Here is a 19,553-nt window from a genome sequence, read left to right on the forward strand (position 1 = left end):
CATGCGCATCCTGCTGCATTCCACCTACTACGCGCCGGAGCTGACGGCGATCGCCAAGTACAACGCCGAGATGATGCGCTGGCTGCAGTCGCGCGGTCACGAGGTGCGTGTGCTGAGCACCGCCCCGCACTTCCCGGCCTGGAAGGTGCACGACGGCTACACCGCCGCCTGGTACAGCCACAGCGTCGAGGACGGTGTGCCGGTCTGGCGCTGCCCGGCCTTCATCCCGCGCCGGCCCTCAGGTCTGCAGCGCCTGGTGCAGATCGCCACCCTCACGCTCAGCAGCGTGCCGGCCATGATCCGCCAGGCCTTCTGGCGGCCGGACGTGGTCATCGGCGTCGAGCCGCCGCTGCTCTGCTTTGCCGCTGCCCGCCTGGGCGCGCTGCTGTGCGGCGCCAAGGTCTGGCTGCATGTGCAGGATCTGGAGGTCGACGCCGCCTTCGACCTCGGCATCCTGCGCGGCCGGCGTGCGCGCCAGCTCGCGCTGGGCGTCGAGCGCCTGCTGATGGCCGGCTGCGCGCGCGTCTCGACCATCTCGGGCCGCATGGCCGAACGCCTGCTCGCCAAGGGTGTGGCGCCCGAGCGGCTGTTCATGATGCCGAACTGGGTCAACCTCGCGGCCATGCCGGCCAGCGCCTCGGGTGCGGCCTTCCGCGCCGAGCTGGGCCTGCCGCCCGGCAGCAAGGTGGCGCTCTACGCCGGCAACATGGCGGCCAAGCAGGGCCTGGAGACCGTGGTCGAGGCCGCCCGCCTGCTGACCCGGCGCCAGGACCTGCACTTCGTGATGGTCGGCGACGGGGTCGGCCGGCCGCGCCTGGTCGAGCTGGCCCAGGGCCTGCCGCGCTTCCACTTCCTGCCCATCCAGCCGGCCGAGCGCCTGCCCGACCTGCTGGCCCTGGCCGATGTCCACCTGCTGCCGCAGCGCCGCGCGGCCGCCGACTTGGTGATGCCCTCCAAGCTGACCGGCATGCTGGCCAGCGGCCGGCCGACGGTGGCCGGTGCCGAGCCCGAGACCGAGCTGGGCCGCGTGGTCGAGGGCCGCGGCCTGCGCGTCACCCCCGAGGACCCGGCCGCGATGGCCGGCGCCCTCGAGCGCCTGATCGACGACCCGGCCCTGGCCGCCGAGCTGGGTGCCGCCGCGCGGCGCTACGCTGTCGAAACCCTGGACATGGAAGCCGTTTTGTTACGCCTGGAACAGGAACTGCAGACCCTGGTCCGGCCCGGCCGCTGACCTCCCGCCCCCTTCCCGCACGCCACCCCATGAACACCACCGCGACGACGATGACCGCCACCACCTCCGGGGCCGTGAGCTGCCGGGTCTGCGACAGCACCGAGACCCACTGGCTCTGCGACACCCACAACACCCACAGCAAGACGGTCACGCTCGACCACTACCGCTGCCGCAGCTGCGGCTCGGTCTTCGTCGGCAATCAGGTGGACCATGAGGAGCTGGCCGTGGCCTACGGCACGCTGGACTCCGACACCTACTACGCGGAGATCGGCGAGGAGAACACCCGCAAGATGCTCGACTCCATCGCCGACCTGAAGGCCCTGGGCCTGCAGAAGGCCAAGCTGATCGACATCGGCACCGGCGACGGCATGTTCGTGCCCCTGCTGCGCGACGCGGGCTTCGACGACATCAGCGTGCACGAGATCGAGGGCTGCGACCTCTCCAAGGTCAAGCCGCTGGTCAAGGCCGTCTACCAGGACCACGACTACTCGACCCTGCCCGATGCGAGCTTCGACGTCGTCACCCTGCTCGACGTGGCCGAGCACGTCATGAAGCCGCAGGTGCTGATCGACACCGCGCTGCGCGTGCTCAAGCCGGGCGGCGTGCTCTATCTGCACACCCCGGTCGTCACCCGCACCGACCGCTTCATGCACGTGCTGCAGCGCACCCCGGGCCTGGGCAAGATCGGCCGCATGTGGCAGTCGGGCCGCACCTCGATCTTCCACCTGCAGAACTACACCGCCGATTCGCTGGAGCTGGTGGCCCGCCGCGCCGGCTTCCCGGACGTGAAGGTCATCGTGAAGAACGAGCTGTCCTGGCCGGTGAGCCGCTACATCCAGGTCTACCTGCTCAAGCGCCTGCGTCTGCCCAAGCCCTTCGCGGTCTTCTTCCTGCCGATCTTCTACCCGCTGCTCGGCTCGAACTTCTTCAATGCCAACAAGGGCATCGTGACCGCCCGCAAGGCCGGCTGAGCAAGGATCGTCATGAGTCAAGTCAAGCGCGCCCTCATCACCGGCATCACCGGCCAGGACGGCAGCTACCTCGCCGAGTTCCTGCTGGCCAAGGGCTACGAGGTGCACGGCATCAAGCGCCGGGCCTCGCTGTTCAACACCCAGCGGGTGGACCACATCTACGAGGATCCGCACGTCGACAACCAGCGCTTCAAGCTGCACTACGGCGACCTGGCCGACAGCTCGAACCTGACCCGCATCCTGGCCGAGGTGCGGCCCGACGAGGTCTACAACCTCGGCGCGCAGAGCCATGTGGCCGTCAGCTTCGAGGCGCCGGAGTACACCGCCGACGTCGATGCCCTGGGCACGCTGCGCCTGCTGGAGGCCATCCGCTTCCTCGGCCTGGAGAAGACCACGCGCTTCTACCAGGCCAGCACCTCCGAGCTCTACGGCCTGGTGCAGGAGATCCCGCAGAAGGAGACCACGCCCTTCTACCCGCGCAGCCCCTACGCGGTCGCCAAGCTCTATGCCTACTGGATCACGGTCAACTACCGCGAGGCCTATGGCATGTACGCCTGCAACGGCATCCTCTTCAACCACGAGAGCCCGCGCCGCGGCGAGACCTTCGTCACCCGCAAGATCACCCGTGGCCTGGCCAACATCGCCCAGGGTCTGGAGCAGGGCCTGTTCATGGGCAACCTCGATGCGCTGCGCGACTGGGGCCACGCCAAAGACTATGTCCGCATGCAGTGGATGATGCTGCAGCAGGAAAAGCCGCAGGACTATGTGATCGCCACCGGCGTGCAGTACTCGGTGCGGCAGTTCATCCAGTGGTCGGCGCAGGAGCTGGGCATCACGCTGCGCTTCGAGGGCCAGGGGGTCGACGAGAAGGGCTATGTCGAGTCCATCGAGGGCGACAAGGCGCCGGCGCTGAAGCCGGGGGATTGCATCGTGCGCATCGATCCGCGCTACTTCCGCCCGGCCGAGGTCGAGACCCTGCTCGGCGATCCGAGCAAGGCCAAGACCCAGCTCGGCTGGGTGCCGGAGATCACCGTGCAGGACATGTGCGCCGAGATGGTCGCCGCTGACCTGCAGGCTGCGCAGCGCCTGGCGCTGCTGCGCAAGCACGGGCATGAGGTCTCGGTCTCGCGGGAGGCCGGCCAGTGAGCGAGCCCACCGTCTTCGTCGCGGGCCACCGCGGCATGGTGGGCTCGGCCATCGTCCGGCGCCTGCAGGCGCTGGGCGGCGTGCGCATCCTGACCGCCAGCCGGGCCGAGCTGGACCTGGGCTCGCAGGCGGCGGTGCAGGCCTTCTTCGCGGCCCAGCGCATCGACCACGTGGTGCTGGCGGCGGCCAAGGTGGGGGGCATCCATGCCAACAACACCTACCCGGCCGAGTTCATCTACGAGAACCTGATGATCCAGGCCAACGTCATCCACGCCGCGCACACGGCGGGGGTGCAGCGCCTGCTCTTCCTCGGTTCGTCCTGCATCTACCCGCGCATGGCGCCGCAGCCCATGCGCGAGGACGCGCTGCTGACCGGCACGCTCGAGTGCACCAACGAGCCCTATGCCATCGCCAAGATCGCCGGCATCAAGCTCTGCGAGAGCTACAACCGCCAGCACGGCCGCGACTACCGCAGCGTGATGCCGACCAACCTCTACGGGCCGGGCGACAACTTCCACCCCGACAACTCGCATGTCATCCCTGCGCTGATCCGTCGCTTCCACGAGGCGGCACGGGCCGAGGCGCCGGAGGTGGTCGTCTGGGGCAGCGGCACGCCGATGCGCGAGTTCCTGCATGTCGACGACATGGCCGCGGCCAGCGTGCACGTGATGAATCTGCCGGCGGCCGACTACCAGGCGCACACCCAGCCCATGCTCTCGCACATCAATGTCGGCACCGGTGTGGACTGCACGATCCGCGAGCTGGCCGAGACGGTGGCCCGGGTCACCGGCTTCCGCGGCGCGCTGCGTTTCGACGCGAGCAAGCCCGACGGCACGCCGCGCAAGCTGATGGATGTCTCGCGCCTGAAGGCCCTGGGCTGGGAAGCCCGCATCGGCCTGGAAGACGGGCTGCGCGACGCCTACCGCTGGTTCCTCGCGAACTACGCGGAAGCACGGCTCTGAGGCCTTGACGGACCCCGAGGCCGGCCTGGCCGGCCCCGCGATGCGCGGCCCCGCGGCTCAGCTGCCCGGCAGCGTGCAGCGGAAGCTGGCCGGGTCGTCGACGCTGCCGCTGCCGACATAGGTCGACACCTCGGGGTAGGGGCAGAGGTCCCGCTCGCGGCCCGGGAAGGCGCTGTTCCAGCGGCTGCGCGCGCGCAGCGTGTTCGGCACCTCGTTGTTCTCGACCCAGCGCACCAGTGCGTCCACCGCGTCGAAATCGTCCAGCGCGCGGCCGCCTTCGCAGTGCTGCATACCGGGCACGAGGAAGAGCCGGAAGAAGTCGCGCGTCTCGACGAAGCCGCCGCTGGCCGCGGCGACCTTGAGCTGGAAGTTGATCAGTTCGAGCGGGCTGATCAGCGCGTCGGCCCAGCCGCTGTACATCAGGATGCGCTTGCCGTTCGTGCGGAAGCTGCTGAAGTCGCTGCGCTGGATGTCGTAGAGCGCCGCGCCGCGGGCGACCAGGCTGGGATCGCCGATGGCATCGTGGGTGAACCAGCGACGGCTGGCGTCGTCGGTCTCGCTGCCGAGGAAGCGCACGTACTGGTCGAAGACCACGGCCCCGAAGCTGCGGCCCGTCGGCAGCGGCGCGGGGGCGGCCGGGTCGTCGAGGTAGCTGGTCGGGCCGCCCAGGAACCACCAGGGCCAGCCCTCGGCGAAGCGCTTGAAGCCATCGATGCCGCCGTCGCAGAAGCCGCCGCAGTCCTCGCTGCCGGTCAGCGGCAGGCCGGGCGCGACCGCTTCGTTCGCGCTGTTGCGCGGGCCGCTGTAGATCAGCGCGGCCGCCAGCTGCTCGTTCGTCGTCAGGCAGTCGGCCCGGTCGGTGCCGGCCGGGCAGGCCAGGGTGGTGATGTCGAAGTCGCAGCGCGAGGGGTCGCTGACGATGCCGTCGGTCGCGCCGTCCTTGGGGTCGCAGTGCTGCATCACGCCTGCACTGAGCACGCGCAGCTTGGGCAGGCTCAGCGGGTAGGCGGTGACGGCGCGCAGGTTCCACTGCACGCGCTGCATGTCGCGCGCCATGGCGAGGGTCGGGTCGCCGATCACGAAGCCGTCGAACAGGGTCTCGGCCCGCTCGGCCATCCGCATGCCCTGGCCGCCGGCACCCGAGCAGCCGACGTAGTAGGTGCGCAGCCGGCTGCGCCGGAACAGCTCGCGCAGCAGGGTTTGACCGGCCTGGGTGGCCGCGGCGGTGCCGCGGTCGGCGAAATCCTGCTCGGCCTGCGGATGGTTCAGGGCCCAGCTCGCGTCGAGCAGGGGCAGGAAATAGGTTTCGAAGTTCTGCGCCCCGGTGTGGCCGGTGTCGTTGCTCAGCACGGCATAGCCCTGGGCCAGCAGGCCCGGGCTCTCCGATGAGCGATAGAGACCGAAAGCCGGGTCGAGCTGGCCGGCGAAGGCGCCGGTGCCCTGCACGATCAGGCGGCCGTTCCAGCCGGTGCTCAAGGGGTTGCGCAGCTCGAAGCGCACGCGGCCGTCGAGCGTGGTGCCGCGGGTCAGGCAGTGCACGGGATAGCCCGAGGCCGCCTCCTGCACGCTGGCCTCGCTGATCAGCAGGCCCGTCAGGCTGGCGCTGGCCAAGGCACGGCAATCGGCCGCGGTGCCGGTGGGCAGCACCGTGACCGTGGTCTTGCTGCCCCCACCGCAGGCTGCCAGGGTCAGGCTGAGCCCCAGGGTGGCCGCGAGGCGGAGGGGGGGGCGACGCGGCGACAGAACGCGAGGGCGAAGGCGGAAGGGCATGGCGCGAAGGGGACCGAAGGCAAGCCTGCCCCGGGTCGGGGCGTCAGCCGCGAACATGCTGCAAGCGCAGGGCCCCGAGGCGTGCGATTCGTAAGAACTTGTTAGATCGCCACGATGAAGTCACCATGGACACTTCACAACAGTGCATCATCCCCTATGGCTCTTTTGGGGGTTCGCTGGAAAATGTTGCGTCCAGCGGCTCGGCTGTGGGGGTCGTGACGGGTGCAGGCGGGTCGGAGGAGGGCTGCCTGCAGGTCTTCGGAGCGCAAAGATTGCGACGGAATTGACGTCTCGCTTGCACTTCGATCCTGTCAGGAATCGGTGATTACACTCAGGCCTACCCTTTGCTACCGTCTCTCACTGGTGCTTCTGCCAAGCGTGAAAGAAGGGTTGCGAGGACAGCATGAGAGACAAGGGCTCCCAACCGCGAGAGCATTCAGACATGAGTTCGTCGGTGGTACGTGTTCCTCGCATGAAGCGCCTTTTCGACCTGCTGGTGACGCTGGTCATGGCGCCGTTCTGGGTTCCGGTCTGTCTGCTGGCCGCGTTCGCGCTGGTGCTCACCGCCGGCTGGCCTCCGATTTACGCGTCGAAGCGACGCGTTCATGGCCGTCAGGTCCGCACGGTCATCAAGTTCCGCACGATGGTGCGCAACGCCGACCGGGTGCTGAACCGCGACACCATCCCCGTCTCGGACACCGCCTTCCTGAACATTCCGGCCGATCACCCGGTCTACACCCCGGTCGGTCGTCGGATCGAGCGCTACGCGCTGACCGAGATCCCGCAGCTGCTGCAGGTTCTGGCAGGCAGCATGTCGCTGATCGGCAATCGGCCGCTGCCGGTGAATGTGGTCGAGGCGCTGCTCAAGCGCTTTCCCTATGCCGAAGACCGTTTCATCGCGCCCGGCGGCTTGACCGGCCCGGTGCAGCTCATCGGCCGTGAGGACATCTCCGACGAGGACCGCCTGGGCCTGGAGATCGACTACAGCCTGCTGACCACGCTCAGCTACTCCTACCGCATCGACCTGTTCATCCTGTGGAACACGGTGCTGGTCGCGCTGCATGCCCGCAAGTCCTTCTCCGTGGCCGAGGTTCGTGCGCTGATGATGCGTGCGGCGGCCCCGGTGGCCCTGCCGCCGCAGGATGTGCTGGAGCGTCGTACCTCCGGGGTCCGTTTCCCGGTCGCGCCGCGGAGCCTGACCCTGGTCGATGGTCGTCAGGTCGAGCTCTGCGAGGTCGGCTACCGCGGTCTGCGCATCGTCTCGGCCGAACCGATCGCGCCGGGCACCGAGCTGCGGATCCCCAGCACCGTGACGGTTGCCGGCCACCTGGCGGCGACGGTCTGCTGGAGCCGTCCGTCCGACGACGGCCGGGTGGCCATCGGTCTGTCGCTGCAGCCGGGGGCCGATACCGTCGTGGCCTTGCTGGAGCTGCTGCGCGGCGTGCCGGCGGTGGTGCGGGGCAAGGGCACGCCGCCCGCCGCGGCCCGAGCCGTGCTGCCGGTCAGCGTGCCGGTGGCCGACGTGGCCCGGGACGTGCACGGCGACGAGCAACCGCACGCCGCCTGAGCGTGCCTTGCGCCGGGTGCGGCGGATGCTTTTCCGCCGGACCCACCCTCTCTCCCGCGCACCCGATCGCTGAGTCTGGCCGGTCGGGTCGCCTCCTGGGTCGCTGCTTGTCCGGCCCCGATCCCGCATGAATGCCACCGAGGACCGACCCGCGCGCGTGCTGGTCTATCACATCGGCTCGCTCGGCGACACGCTGATGGTGCTGCCCGCGCTCTGGGCCTTGAAGGCCCACTGGCCGCAGGCCCGTTTCACCTTGCTCACCAAGCGAACACCTCTGAAACATGTGGTGGTTGCTGATGCGCTGATCCAGGACGCGGGCATCTTCGAAGATGTCATCGAGTATCCCGGCGCGCGCCACGGTGGTGACTCCCTGCGCCAGCGACTGCGCCAGATCGGCTTGCTGTTGAAGCTGCGGCTGCGCCGCTTCGACGCGATCGTCTACCTGGCGCCCTCCGAACGCCAGCCGGTCCAGGTGGCCCGCGACGCCGCGTTCTTCAAGCTCTCCGGCATCCCGCGCCGGCTGGGTTTCGACGGTTTCGGGCCTCTGCCCTCGCGCAGCACGGTGCCCTTGCCGACCCTGCCGATCGAGGCCGAGGCCCTGATGCAGCGCCTGCGCGCAGGGGGGCTGCCGCTGCCGCCGCTGGATGCGGCGCGCCGCGATTGCGGCGTGAACGCCCACGAGCTTGCCCGCGTGCGGGACTGGCTGGCCACGCAGTCCGGCACTGACGGAGGCCGGCCCTGGCTGGCCATCGGCCCCGGCTCGAACATGCCGGCCAAGATCTGGCCGCTGGACCGCTATGCCGAGGTGATCGCCACGCTGATGCGCGAGTTCGACCTCTGGCCCGTCGTCTTCGGGGGCCCGGAGGACAAGGTGGCCGGCCAGGCCCTGGTCGAGCGACTGGGCGCCGGCTACATCGCGGCCGGCCAGCTTTCGCTTCGCGAGGCCGCGGCCGGCATGCGCGGCTGCGTGCTCTACCTGGGCAACGACACCGGCACCATGCACCTGGCGGCCTCGGAGAACGTGCCCTGCGTCGTCCCCTTCTCGGCGCGCGACTTCCCCGGCAAGTGGCATCCGATGGGTCCCGACCATGCCGTGATCCGTCGCCGACCCGATTGCGAGGGGTGCATGCTGGAGCGCTGCGAGGCCCGGCGCATGCATTGCATGCTCGACATCGGCGTCGATGAAGTGCTGGACGCCGCCCGTGCGGTGCTGGCCCGCCGCAGTCCCTCTTCTTCTTCCCTGCCGCGCGGCCGCGCGGCCTTCACGGCATGAATTCCGCTCAGAAGCAGGTCGTCAACCTTCCCTGCGAAGTCTGCAGCGACGCGAAGCCCGCGTCCTGGCGCACCCTGCGCTACCCGCAGTACGGCTATCCGGGAGCCTTCGAGCTCTGCCGCTGCGGTGGCTGCGGCCTGGTCTTCAACAGCCCGCGCCTGGTGCCCGAGGCCCTGAGCCAGCTCTACGACCACAATTACTACATCTTCGCGGAGCCGGCCGAGGAGGCCTTCCAGCGCGTCGCCGGCCTCCACCACGCCACCGTGGCGCGTCTGGAGGCCGTGGCCCCCGCGCGCGGTCCGGTCCTGGAAGTCGGCAGTGCCAAGGGCTATATGCTCGGCCTGCTCAAGGATCGCGGCTGGGACGTGCAGGGGGTCGAGCTTTCCAGCCATGCCGCGGCCTACGCGCAGTCGGCCTTCGGCGTGCCGGTCTACAACGGCACGCTGGAGTCCTGGGTCGAACAGCCTGGCTTCGTGCCCCGACCGCTGGCCTACAGCACCGACGTGATCGAGCATGTGCCCTCGCCGCGCGACTTCCTGCGTGCGATGCACCGCGCGATCGCCGAGGATGGCCTGCTGCTGATCGGCACGCCCAACATCGCCTCCGACGGGGTCGAGGCCCACGGCGCCGACTGGCTGGGCTTCAACCCTTTCCACATCTGGCTGTTCTCGCGCGAGACCCTGTCGCGCCTGCTGGCGCAGAACGGCTTCGACGTGCTTGAGGCCTGGACCTTCGGCAATGCCGAGCTCGGCCGCTATCCGGCGATGTCGCCGGCCAAGCGCTGGCTGCGCGACACGGCGGCCCGCAGCGGCCTGCTGAACGGCCTGCGTCGCCTGCGCGGCGGCGAGGCCCCGCCGCCTTCGGCCGAGGCCCTGGCCGCCCTGCGCACCGAGACCGGCCGCCAGCTGGCCGCCGCGCCCGACTGGCGCGACAGCGAGGACGGCCGCCATCCGCGGGCTGCCGCCTGCCGGGGCGACAACCTGGTGATCCTGGCGCGCCGCCGTCCGGGCGCCCTGGCCTGATGCGGCGCGCAGCGTCCCGGTCATGAGCGGCAGCACCGCGCGCAACGCGCTCAGCGCGGCGGCGCAGACGGCCGTCACCACGGCGGCCGGCCTTTTCTACTTCGGCTTCCTGATGCGCAGCCTCGGCCCCGAGGTGCTCGGCGGCTGGCTGGCCTGGCTGGCGCTGGGCATGGTGGCCTGCCTGGCCGACCTGGGCCTGCGCGAATCGCTGGTGCGCCGTGCCGCGGTCGCGCGGGCGGAGAGCGACACGCCGCGACTGATCGCGCTGATCGACTCCACGGTCGTCAGCGTGGCCCTCAGCATGGGCCTGGCCCTGCTGCTCCTGATGGGCCTGGGCCCGCGGCTCGTGCACCTGGGTGCAGCGGCCGAGCAGACGCCGGGCTGGATCGTCGCCGGTGTTGCCGTGATGGTCTGGCTGCAGCGCGTGGCCGATGTGCATGCCGCCGCGCTGGAAGGCCTGCAGCGCTACGACCGCGTCGCGCGCAACAACGTGGTCGGCGCGCTGGCCGGCCTGGCCACCCTGCTGCTGACCGTGCCCGTCTGGGGCGTCGATGTCGCCAGCCTCGGCCTGATCGTGCAGTACCTCGTCAGCGGCCTGGCCCACCAGCGCACGCTGCGCGAGCTGCTGCCCGAGCGCGGCTGGCTGCCGCGCCATGCGCGCTATGCCCTGGCCCGCGAAGGCCTGGGCTACGGCCTGTCGGTGCAGACGGCCATCGGCAGCTTCCTGCTGATCGAATCCATCGCCAAGGTGCTGCTGGCCCGCGCCGATGCCCTGGCCCTGCTGTCCTACTTCGACCTGGCCTTCCGCATCGGCCGCGGCCTGCGCAACCTGCTGGTGGCCGGCAACCGGGTGCTGGTGCCGAAGCTGGCCGCCGCGCATGCCGATGCAGCGGGCGGGGACGCGCAGTCCTTCCACGCGATGTACCTGCGCTCCTGCCACCTGCTGTTCTTCCTGGTGCTGCCGGTCTTCTCGATCGCGCTTGGCGCGAGCAGCCTGATCGCGCTGGCCACCCGCGGCAGCGTCGAGCCGGATTTCATCCTTGCCTTCGTGCTGACCCTGCCGGTCTGGATGGTCTTCGGTGCGGTCGATCCGGTGATCAATGCCAGCATGGGTTCGGGCGCGATGCGCCTGGTCGTCGTCGCGCACAGCGCCATGCTCGGCCTGCTGCTGCTGCTGGTGGGCGCGGGCGCCCTGGCCCTTCCGCACTGGCCGGCGCTCGCGTCGCATGCCGGACCGGCCACCCTGCTGGCGGTGCTGGTCTCCGTCGGCCTGCCCTGCGTGCTCATGCTGGTCGTCCACCACCGGCGCCAGGGCCTGCCGCTGGCCCTGCTGTCGCCCGGGCGCAGCCTGGGGGTGGGTCTCGCCTGCTTCGCGCTGGGCGCCGGGGTGAATGCCCTGGGTGCTTCGCTCTGGGTGCAGCTGCCGGCCTGGATCGGCGCCTCGCTGCTCATCCTGCTGCTGCTGCGTGGCCTGCCGGCCTGGCCGGAGCTGCGTGCAGTGCTGAGGCGCAGGCTCGGTCGCTGAGCCTGCCTCGCCGGGGTCCGCCCGGGCGCCATCCCGGCGCCGGGCGGAGGGCCTCGATTAGGGCGTGGTCGTGGTGATGCTGGTGCGGTCGCGCGAGACCAGGTAGGTCAGCGACAGACCGAAGTTGCGCCACAGCGGCACGATCTGGTTGATGTAGCGCTCGAAGAACTGCGCCACGCCCGCGATGCGGGTCTTGGGCACGAAGACGACATCGAGCGGTTCCAGCACGAAGCCCTCGGGACGCAGCACCTTCATGCCATCGCAGGCCAGCGGATTCTCCGGGCTGCAGGGCTTCTTGCGGGCCTCGGCCAGACGGCTCTCGGCCGAGTTGCCGAAGTCCAGCAGGATGTACTCGGGCTCGGCCGCACCGTTCTGGCGGATCACGATGATGCTGTCGCGCCGCGCATCGGGTCCGAAGTCGCCGGCACGCACGATGGCCTGCAGGGCCGACAGCGAGCCGCTGAGCTGCAGTTCGCCCGGGCGGACCACTTCGCCACCGACATAGACCCGCGAGGGCTGGAAGCTCCGGACGATCACGTCGACCTTCGGATCGGTCAGCACCTCGGCGTAGCTCTTCTCGATCTGCGCGGCCAGCTCGGCAGGCGTCAGGCCGGCGGCCTGCACCTCACCGACCCAGCGCAGGGAGATCAGGCCATCCGGCCGCACATTGGCGATGTCATTGACCTCGTCCGTGCGGCGGAAGCGCAGGTCCAGGATGTCGCCCACCTGCAGCCGGTAGCGGGCCGGTGCCGCAGCCTTGGGCGAGGAGGCGACATAGGCCTCGTGCGACTGCGCCTTCGCACTTAGATCGTTCTGGCGTTCCACCGGGGTGGTCGTGCAGCCCGCCGCCAGCAGGGCGACCGCGAGACCGGTCAGGGCAGGACGCAGGCGCGTCGGGCGCGAAAGCTTCAAGGCGTGGAGGGACATGCGAATGCTCGGAGCCGGAACGGTGGCGGCAGTATAGGGACGACTTATCGCAATAACAGTGCCTGAACGGTGCGCGCGACCGCATCCTCCTGCGAGATCGGGGGGTGCCAGCCCGAAGCCTGACGCCAGGCCTTGTCGTCCACCGCCAGCGAGCCCAGCAGGCGGCGCGCCAGGCCGCCGGCACCGGCCAGGGTGGCCGCCGCGCGCAGCAGTCCGGGCGGGCAGGGCCAGAGCCGGCTGGGCTGCCCGGCGGCCTTCGCGATCTGGCGCAGCCACTCCGCCGTCGACCAGGCCGGACCCCCGGCCACGACGTGGCAGCGGCCCGTCGTCTGCGGCAGGCGCGCGGCACAAACCAGGGCATCGGCCAGCGCCTCGACATGGATCATGCTGCGGCGGTTGTCCACCGCGCCCAGCGGCAGCGGCCAGCCCGAGCTGCCCAGCCGCACCAGGCGCGCGAAGTTGCCGGCATCGCCGGGGCCGTAGACGATGGGCGGACGCAGCCCGATCCAGTCGCCGCCGTGGCGCGCGGCGGCCTCGGCGATGCGCTGCTCGCCTTCGAGCTTGCTGCGGCCGTAGGCATCGTCCGGGCGCATGGCGGTTTGCTCGTCGAGCACGCCTTCGGCCTGGTCGCCGTAGACCTTGATCGTGCTGGTGTGCACCAGGCGCAGGCCGCGCCGGAAGGCGGCTGCGGCCAGTGCGCCGGTGGCCTCGCGGTTGACCTGGTCGATGGCCGCGGCCCGCGGTGCATGGGCGATCGCGGCGAGGTGGAAGACGGTGTCGGGGCCGCCATCCAGCGCGCGATCCCAGTCGCAGCCGGCCGGATCGGCCAGGTCGCCGACGACCTGCCTCTCGCAGCCCGGGGGCACCGGGCTGTCGGCCGATCGCACCAGGGCGCGCAGCTGCACGCCCTGGGCGAGCAGCTGCCGGCACAGCGTGCGGCCGACGAAGCCGCCGGCCCCGGTGACCGCCGCGTGGCGCAGGCGCTCGCCGCTCACGGCTTCAGCGGCCACGGCGCTTCCGCGTAGCCGATGTCGATCGTGCGCTTCTTGCCGAAACCGTGGAACCACATCCGGGCGCGGTTGCCGTCGAAGACCACGGTCGGTGCGATCGGCCCGATCGCATCGAAGCCCTTGGCCGACTTGCGCAGGATGGGCTCGGGGTTGATCTCCCAGGGCCCGAAGGGCGAGGGCGCGCGCGCCTCGCCCACCTCGTGCCCCTTGTCGCCGTAGAGCAGGCTGTAGAAGAGGTAGTACTGACCGTCCGGGCCCTTGCGCACCTCGGCCTCGGCGATGCCTTCCTTCGCGTGCGGGAAGTCCTTCTTGGTCAGGATGGGCGTCGGGTGCTTGGTCCAGTTGCGGCCATCGGTCGAGGTGGCGGCCAGCAGCGTCACGCCGGCGCCGCCCGGCGGGCACTTGCTGAAGCAGTAGGCGCTGTAGAGCATGACCAGCTTGCCCTCGTGCTCGACGATGCTCGGGCTGCTGATCGAGTCGCCGTCGAAGCCGCCCGGCGTGGTCTTGAGCACCGGCTCGGTGTCGGGGCGCTCGAAGCGCACGCCGTCCTTCGACACGGCCAGGCCGACATGGGCCGGGAAGGACGCGAAGAAGCCCCCCTTGTCCTTGTATCCTATGAAGTACAGCAGGTACTCGCCACGCCACTTGAACATGAAGGGCGTTTCCTGCGCGTCGTCCCACTGCCCCGGGCGGGTCTTGATCAGCCGGCCCGGCAGCTTGTCGTCGCCGGTCGGCACGTCGGTCCAGCGCAGGCCGTCGCTGGAGCTGGCCAGGCAGATCGCACCGCGCTTGCGCTCGATGTCGAAGCAGTTGTAGACCATGCGCAGGCCGTCCCCCTCCTTCCAGACCGTCGGATCGCCGACGGCCGAGTAGGGGCCGCTGTGCACCGGCTCGACCCGCTTGGTCCATGGCGACCAGCCCGGGCTTTCGACCGTGACCGTGGCCGCGCCCTCGGCGGCCGGCGGGTTGTCCTTGCCAGCGGCTGCGCTGCCGCCGCCCTGCACCTTGAAGCCGGCCAGCCACAGCGCGTTGTCGCCGCGCTTGCTGAACAGGCCGGCGGCCTCGGTCAGCAGCAGCTGGCTGGCGCGGGCGGGCTCGGGCTTGTCGGCCGCGGTCCGGCTGTCGCCAGCCCGCTTGAAGTCGCCCAGGCGCAGCGTGTAGCTGCGCAGCTTCTCGCCGTCGGACAGCTTGAGCCGGGTCTCGAACTTGCCGCCATCGGCCTGTTCCAGCACGACATTCAGCTCGGCCTCCTCGCGCGAGGCGATCTCCAGCGTCAGCGCCTGCGCGCCGCGCAGCGCGCCGGCCGGCAGCGGGCGGATGAGGCTCATCGCCCGGCCCACCTTGCGCTCGTACTTCAGCTGCAGGCCGTCGTCGCGCAGCGGGCCGCGGCGGCCGAAGTCGACGTCGTCGGCCCCGAAGACCATCCACTGCGCCTGCGGGCCGCCCAGGCCATCCAGGCCCGGTGCCTTGCCGCCCGGCGGTTTGGCCAGGAAGGCCAGCTCGCGCAGCTCGATGCGGCGCTCGCCACGCTTGAGGCCGAAGAAGTCCAGTGCGGCCGCATTGCCGGCGGCCACGAAGCCGGCGGCGTCCAGCAGGGTCAGCGAGCGCACGCGGTCGAAGTCGAGTCGGCCGTTGCTGTCGGCCGGGGCATCGGCCTCGGTGGCCAGCACGAAGTCCTCGGGCCGCAGCACGACGGCGGTCCAGTCGCCCTTGGACAGCGTGAAGCTGCTGCTCCAGCGTCCGCCGCCCTGCTCCTCCAGCGTCACGACCACCGACAGGTTGATGCTCGTGCGCGCCTGGAAGCTCAGGCCCTGCGCGTCCGCCAGTCGGCCGGCGGGCACCGGCAGGTGCAGCATCTGGGGCTGGCCGGGGCCGATGCGGTAGCGGAAGTCGAGCCGGCCATCCTCGCGCTCGAGCTTGGCACCGTCGCCCAGCACGGTCCAGCGACCGGCCTCGCGCTTGAAGTCGAAACCACCGATCGCCTCCGGTGCGGCCGCGGCCGCGGTGGCGATCAGCAGGGCACCGGCGAACGAGACCGCGCGCAGGCGGCCACCGATCCGGGCATGGGGCATGGAAATCCTTTCGTGAAGCCGGGAGGGCGGAGATCCTCAGTGCCGCGGACGCAGCAGGAGGTTCACGTAGCCGCCCCGGGTCGGGACCGCCGACCAGTCCAGCCGGACCAGGCGGGTGCTCAGGGTGCTGAAGAAATAGCCGAAGGCGTGCGGCCGGACGATCTGCTCGACCGCGTAGTCCGGCGGCAGCATGGCCAGGAAGTCGTCGAAGCTGCCGATGGCCTGCCGTGCGGTGTCGCTGAGTTCGAGCATCAGCACCGGACGGTAGCGCCGCAGGCTCTGCTTGAGGCCGGCGAGCACGTGCATCTCGAAGCCTTCGACGTCGATCTTGATGAGGTCGACCCGGGGCAGGTTCAGGGCCTCCAGGTAGCGGTCGGCCTGACGCAGGCTCAGGGTGCAGGTCGGCTCGGCCTGCCCCGAGGGCGAGAGGGACTCGACGAAGGTGCCGTTGCCGACATTGCTGCCCACCGGTGCGAAGTAGGGCAGCTCGTCGTCGGCATCGCTCAGGCCGACGCGGTGCAGGCTGATCTTGGACAGGCCGTTGCGCTCGATCTTTTCCTGGATGCGGTCGCCGACCGGATCGAAGGGCTCGAAGGCATGCACCTGCGCACAGAAGGACGCCATATAGAGCGCGTGATGCCCCACATTGGCGCCGATGTCCAGGGCCACGCCGTCCGGCCGGTCGCGCATCACCCGTTCGAGCATCTCCAGCTCGTCGAGCTCGTAGCCGCCGAAGTAATAGACCAGCCAGTCGATCCAGCGGGACAGCTTGCCGGTGTAGACGTAGCCGGCGAAGGGGGCCTCGAAGTCGTGATCGGGCAGCCGGGCCGGGTCGCACCAGCGCCGGATCAGTCGATCCCGCAGGCCGTAGCGGATCCAGCGCTGCCGACCCAGCCAGCGCAGCCCGGCGTCGACCCACGGGCTTCCGTAGGCTTTCGTCGGCGGCCACACCATGGGCTTGGGGGATACTGAATTCACGCTCATTGAGAAAACCCTCCGTCGTTTGTTCTGGATGCGGCACGAAGCAAGGGCCGATCCTGCGGCGCTGACATCAAGCCGGGTCCCTGCGCCCGGCAAACTGATGCGCCTTGCAGTGCGCGGTGCGGTTTGTACACGCTGAGTCTTGCGACTCGGCGCCAGCCCAGCGTCAGGCCGTTGCAACGCCGGCACGAAGGATGCGTCGACCGCATGGTTTCGTAACAACCCCTCAAGAAGGATGCCCTCGCCGATGCTGATCAGCCAGGAAAGATTGCGTGCCACACGGGTTCTGATCGTGGGTGACTCGATGCTCGACCGCTACTGGTTCGGCTCGGTCGACCGCATCTCGCCCGAAGCGCCGGTGCCCGTGGTGCGCATCGGTCGCGAGGAGCTTCGGGCCGGCGGCGCCGCCAACGTGGCGCTCAATGCCCGGGCCCTCGGCGCCCAGGTCACGCTGCTGGGCCTGGTCGGTGACGACGAGCCGGCCCGCCAGCTCTCGGGCCTGATGGAGAAGGTCGGCGTGGCCTCGCGCATGCGCGCCCACCCCTCCTTCCAGACCATCGTCAAGCTGCGGGTGATCGGCCGCGCGCAGCAGCTGATCCGCCTGGACTTCGAGAACCATCCCGAGCCGCAGGCCCTGCGCGAATTGCTCGACGATTTCGAAGCCGCGCTGCCGCAGCACGACGCCGTGATCTTCTCGGACTACGGCAAGGGCAGCCTGAGCCATGTCGGGGAAATGATCCGGCGCGCCCGCGCGGCCGGCAAACCGTGTTTCGTGGACCCCAAGGGCGGCGATTACAGTCCTTACACAGGTGCAACAGCGATCACGCCCAACCGGGCCGAGCTGCAGGCCGTCGTCGGCTTCTGGTCCAGCGAGGCCGAGCTCCACCGACGCGCCCGCCAGCTGCGCGAGCAACTGGCCCTGCAGGCCCTGGTGCTGACCCGCTCGGAGGAAGGCATGTCGGTCTTCGACGACGCGGGCGTGCTCGACGTGCCGGCCCAGGCCCGCGAAGTCTTCGACGTGACCGGGGCCGGTGACACCGTCATCGCGACCCTCGGCGTCCTGGTCGGCGCCGGCCTGCCGCTGCGCGAGGCCGTGCCCCTGGCCAACCGCGCCGGCGGCATCGTGGTCGGCAAATTTGGCACCGCCAGCGCAAGCTGGGATGAACTGATGGCTCTGGAGGGGCCTGCGACGTGAAGCACATGAAGCGAGTGGTGGTGACCGGCGCAGCCGGCTTCATCGGCAGCAACCTGGTCCACCGGCTGAACACGGCCGGCGTCGACGACGTGATCGCCGTCGACGACCTGAGCGACGGCCCCAAGTTCGTCAACCTCGTCGGTGCGCAGCTCAGCGACTACGTCGACTACCGGGAGTTCTACGATCGCTTCGCCGCCGGCCACTACGGCCGCGTCGACGCGGTGCTGCATCAGGGCGCCTGCTCCGACACCATGCAGCACGACGGCCGTTACATGATGGACGTCAACTACCGCTGCTCGAAGCAGCTGCTCGAAGCCTGCGCGGCCCAGGGCGTGCGGCTGATCTATGCCTCGTCGGCAGCGGTCTACGGCGGGGGCTCGGTCTTCCGCGAGGAGCGGCCCTTCGAACGCCCGCTGAACGTCTACGGCTACTCCAAGTGGCTGTTCGACGAGATCGTGCGCCGCCACCTGCCGCAGTCGCGCAACCAGGTCGTCGGCCTGCGCTACTTCAACGTCTACGGCCCGCGCGAGCAGCACAAGGGCCGCATGGCCTCGGTGGCCTTCCACCACTTCAACCAGTACCGCGAGCACGGCGTCGTCAAGCTCTTCGGCGAGTACGGCGGCTATGGACCGGGCCAGCAGCAGCGCGACTTCATCTATGTGGACGACCTCTGCGCGGTCGTCAGCTGGTTCCTCGACCACCCCGAGGCCAGCGGCATCTTCAACCTCGGCAGCGGCCGGGCCCAGCCCTTCAACGACGTGGCCGCAGCGGTCGTCAACGGCCTCGCCCGCCAGGCCGGCGGGGCCGGCGACCAGCCGCTGTCGGCCCTGGTCGAGGCGGGCAAGGTGGCCTACATCCCCTTCCCCGAGGCCCTGGTCGGCCGCTACCAGTGCCACACCGAGGGCGATCTGTCGGCCCTGCGCGCGATCGGCTGCGACCACGTCTTCGCCGACGTGACGACCGGCGTCGGCCGCTACGTCGACTGGCTCAGCGCCCAGCTCAAGCAGGGCTGAGGCCGACGCCGAGCAGCTCTTCGATCAGGCCGCACAGGGTGTGGCCGATCAGGATGTGCGCTTCCTGGATGCGCGCGGTCGTCGGCGAGGGCACGACGATCGCGACATCGCTCAAGGCCTTGAGCGTGCCGCCGTCGCGGCCCAGCAGACCGATCACCTGCATGTCGCGACCGCGCGCGGCCTCCACGGCCTTGATGACGTTGGCCGAGCGGCCCGAGGTCGAGATCCCGACCAGCACGTCGCCGGCCTGGCCCAGGCCTTCGACCTGACGCGAGAAGACGTCGGCGAAGCTGTAGTCGTTGCCGATGCAGGTCAGCGCCGAGCTGTCCGTCGACAGCGCCATGGCCGCCAGCGGCTTGCGGTCGTGGATGAAGCGGCCCGTCAGCTCGGCGGCAAGATGCTGGCTGTCGGCAGCCGAGCCGCCGTTGCCGCAGAACATGATCTTGCGGCCGCGCCGCAGGGCGTCGGCCATCAGCTGGCCGGCGGCCCGCACCTCGGGCGCCAGCGCGTCCAGGCGGGCGAAGAGTTCGCGGTGCTCGTCGAGGTTGCGGATCAGCAGGTCGGTCATGGCAGGCGGTGGCGGATCGGTCGGAAGCTGGGGATTCTCCCCTTCGGACTTGACGGGGACCTGCGCCGCCACGCAAGCCGCGCGCCCGCGTGTCGCCCGGGCGGCTAAACTGCGCGTGCTGCGGGTGTAGTTCAATGGCAGAACGGCAGCTTCCCAAGCTTCATACGAGGGTTCGATTCCCTTCACCCGCTCCAACCCCTCTCCCGGTCAGCGCGTCCCTTGGGCGGACGGCACATGGCCAAGACCGGCACGGCTTGCCGCTGCGGCAAGCGCACAGAATCTGTCGGTCTGGGTTGGGAGGACCGCGAAACATCCCGTTC

At 70.1% G+C, this 19,553-nt stretch carries 16 protein-coding genes and 1 tRNA gene; 11 read left to right on the top strand and 6 right to left on the bottom strand.

Annotated features, from left to right (window positions below; all coding sequences use genetic code 11):
* The first annotated feature begins 1 nt into the window (after window position 1).
* The 4 genes from H4F90_RS14990 to fcl are packed head-to-tail and all read left to right on the top strand — an operon-like array spanning window position 2 to window position 4,310.
* The gene (locus tag H4F90_RS14990; RefSeq protein ID WP_182666050.1) at window positions 2-1,231 is read left to right on the top strand and encodes a WcaI family glycosyltransferase; all 1,230 of its coding nucleotides are present in this window, start codon (window positions 2-4) and stop codon (window positions 1,229-1,231) included.
* Between the two features lie 29 nt (window positions 1,232-1,260).
* Window positions 1,261-2,202, top strand: a complete 942-nt coding sequence (locus H4F90_RS14995; RefSeq protein WP_182666052.1) for a methyltransferase domain-containing protein — start codon at window positions 1,261-1,263, stop codon at window positions 2,200-2,202.
* A gap of 12 nt (window positions 2,203-2,214) precedes the next feature.
* The gene (gene gmd / locus H4F90_RS15000) at window positions 2,215-3,348 is read left to right on the top strand and encodes a GDP-mannose 4,6-dehydratase (RefSeq protein ID WP_182666054.1); all 1,134 of its coding nucleotides are present in this window, start codon (window positions 2,215-2,217) and stop codon (window positions 3,346-3,348) included.
* Entirely contained in the window at window positions 3,345-4,310 is a 966-nt protein-coding gene (fcl, locus tag H4F90_RS15005; protein ID WP_182666056.1) for a GDP-L-fucose synthase, read from the top strand. The genes gmd and fcl overlap by 4 nt, the downstream gene beginning before the upstream one ends.
* A gap of 57 nt (window positions 4,311-4,367) precedes the next feature.
* On the opposite strand, the gene H4F90_RS15010 is transcribed toward fcl, so the two are convergent.
* The gene (locus H4F90_RS15010; RefSeq protein WP_182666059.1) at window positions 4,368-6,080 is read right to left on the bottom strand and encodes a tannase/feruloyl esterase family alpha/beta hydrolase; all 1,713 of its coding nucleotides are present in this window, start codon (window positions 6,078-6,080) and stop codon (window positions 4,368-4,370) included.
* Window positions 6,081-6,552: 472 nt separating this feature from the next.
* Here H4F90_RS15010 and H4F90_RS15015 point away from each other — a divergent pair, with 472 nt between their 5' ends.
* The 4 genes from H4F90_RS15015 to H4F90_RS15030 all read left to right on the top strand — a co-directional run bounded on the left by H4F90_RS15015 (window position 6,553) and on the right by H4F90_RS15030 (window position 11,467).
* Window positions 6,553-7,647, top strand: coding sequence for a sugar transferase (locus H4F90_RS15015; protein ID WP_182666061.1), 1,095 nt, complete (start codon window positions 6,553-6,555; stop codon window positions 7,645-7,647).
* 127 nt (window positions 7,648-7,774) lie between these two features.
* On the top strand, window positions 7,775-8,920 hold the full coding sequence (locus tag H4F90_RS15020; RefSeq protein WP_182666063.1) for a glycosyltransferase family 9 protein: 1,146 nt from the start codon (window positions 7,775-7,777) through the stop codon (window positions 8,918-8,920).
* Window positions 8,917-9,942, top strand: a complete 1,026-nt coding sequence (locus H4F90_RS15025; protein ID WP_182666066.1) for a class I SAM-dependent methyltransferase — start codon at window positions 8,917-8,919, stop codon at window positions 9,940-9,942. The genes H4F90_RS15020 and H4F90_RS15025 overlap by 4 nt, the downstream gene beginning before the upstream one ends.
* Before the next feature lie 22 nt (window positions 9,943-9,964).
* Window positions 9,965-11,467 carry a hypothetical protein gene (locus H4F90_RS15030; protein ID WP_182666068.1) on the top strand — a complete coding sequence of 501 codons (1,503 nt, stop codon included), beginning with the start codon at window positions 9,965-9,967 and terminating at the stop codon, window positions 11,465-11,467.
* Window positions 11,468-11,524: 57 nt separating this feature from the next.
* Here H4F90_RS15030 and H4F90_RS15035 read toward each other — a convergent pair whose 3' ends face one another.
* From H4F90_RS15035 to H4F90_RS15050, 4 genes are read right to left on the bottom strand one after another with little or no spacing between them, the layout of a single operon-like run.
* Window positions 11,525-12,394 (bottom strand): polysaccharide biosynthesis/export family protein, encoded by an 870-nt coding sequence (locus H4F90_RS15035; protein WP_182666070.1) that lies wholly within the window; start codon window positions 12,392-12,394, stop codon window positions 11,525-11,527.
* A 44-nt stretch (window positions 12,395-12,438) separates the two neighbouring features.
* The gene (locus H4F90_RS15040; protein WP_182666072.1) at window positions 12,439-13,404 is read right to left on the bottom strand and encodes an NAD-dependent epimerase/dehydratase family protein; all 966 of its coding nucleotides are present in this window, start codon (window positions 13,402-13,404) and stop codon (window positions 12,439-12,441) included.
* Window positions 13,386-15,476: a glycoside hydrolase family protein gene (locus H4F90_RS15045; protein WP_182666074.1), complete on the bottom strand. Its 2,091-nt coding sequence runs from the start codon at window positions 15,474-15,476 to the stop codon at window positions 13,386-13,388. The genes H4F90_RS15040 and H4F90_RS15045 overlap by 19 nt, the downstream gene beginning before the upstream one ends.
* A gap of 36 nt (window positions 15,477-15,512) precedes the next feature.
* Window positions 15,513-16,460, bottom strand: coding sequence for an FkbM family methyltransferase (locus tag H4F90_RS15050; RefSeq protein WP_182666075.1), 948 nt, complete (start codon window positions 16,458-16,460; stop codon window positions 15,513-15,515).
* 244 nt (window positions 16,461-16,704) lie between these two features.
* Here H4F90_RS15050 and rfaE1 point away from each other — a divergent pair, with 244 nt between their 5' ends.
* Both rfaE1 and rfaD read left to right on the top strand, forming a co-directional pair.
* Complete coding sequence (gene rfaE1 / locus H4F90_RS15055; RefSeq protein ID WP_182666077.1) at window positions 16,705-17,652, top strand: D-glycero-beta-D-manno-heptose-7-phosphate kinase; 948 nt, start codon at window positions 16,705-16,707, stop codon at window positions 17,650-17,652.
* Window positions 17,653-17,657: 5 nt separating this feature from the next.
* Entirely contained in the window at window positions 17,658-18,665 is a 1,008-nt protein-coding gene (gene rfaD, locus H4F90_RS15060; protein WP_182666079.1) for an ADP-glyceromanno-heptose 6-epimerase, read from the top strand.
* Here rfaD and gmhA read toward each other — a convergent pair.
* Window positions 18,652-19,233, bottom strand: a complete 582-nt coding sequence (gene gmhA, locus H4F90_RS15065; protein ID WP_182666081.1) for a D-sedoheptulose 7-phosphate isomerase — start codon at window positions 19,231-19,233, stop codon at window positions 18,652-18,654. The two genes, rfaD and gmhA, sit on opposite strands and share 14 nt — an antisense overlap.
* A gap of 120 nt (window positions 19,234-19,353) precedes the next feature.
* On the opposite strand from gmhA, the gene H4F90_RS15070 reads away from it, so the two are divergent.
* Window positions 19,354-19,427, top strand: a tRNA-Gly gene (locus H4F90_RS15070).
* The last annotated feature ends 126 nt before the right edge of the window (window positions 19,428-19,553 follow it).

This window comes from Aquariibacter albus (genome assembly GCF_014145335.1).
Classification (GTDB): Bacteria; Pseudomonadota; Gammaproteobacteria; order Burkholderiales; family Burkholderiaceae_C; genus Aquariibacter; species Aquariibacter albus.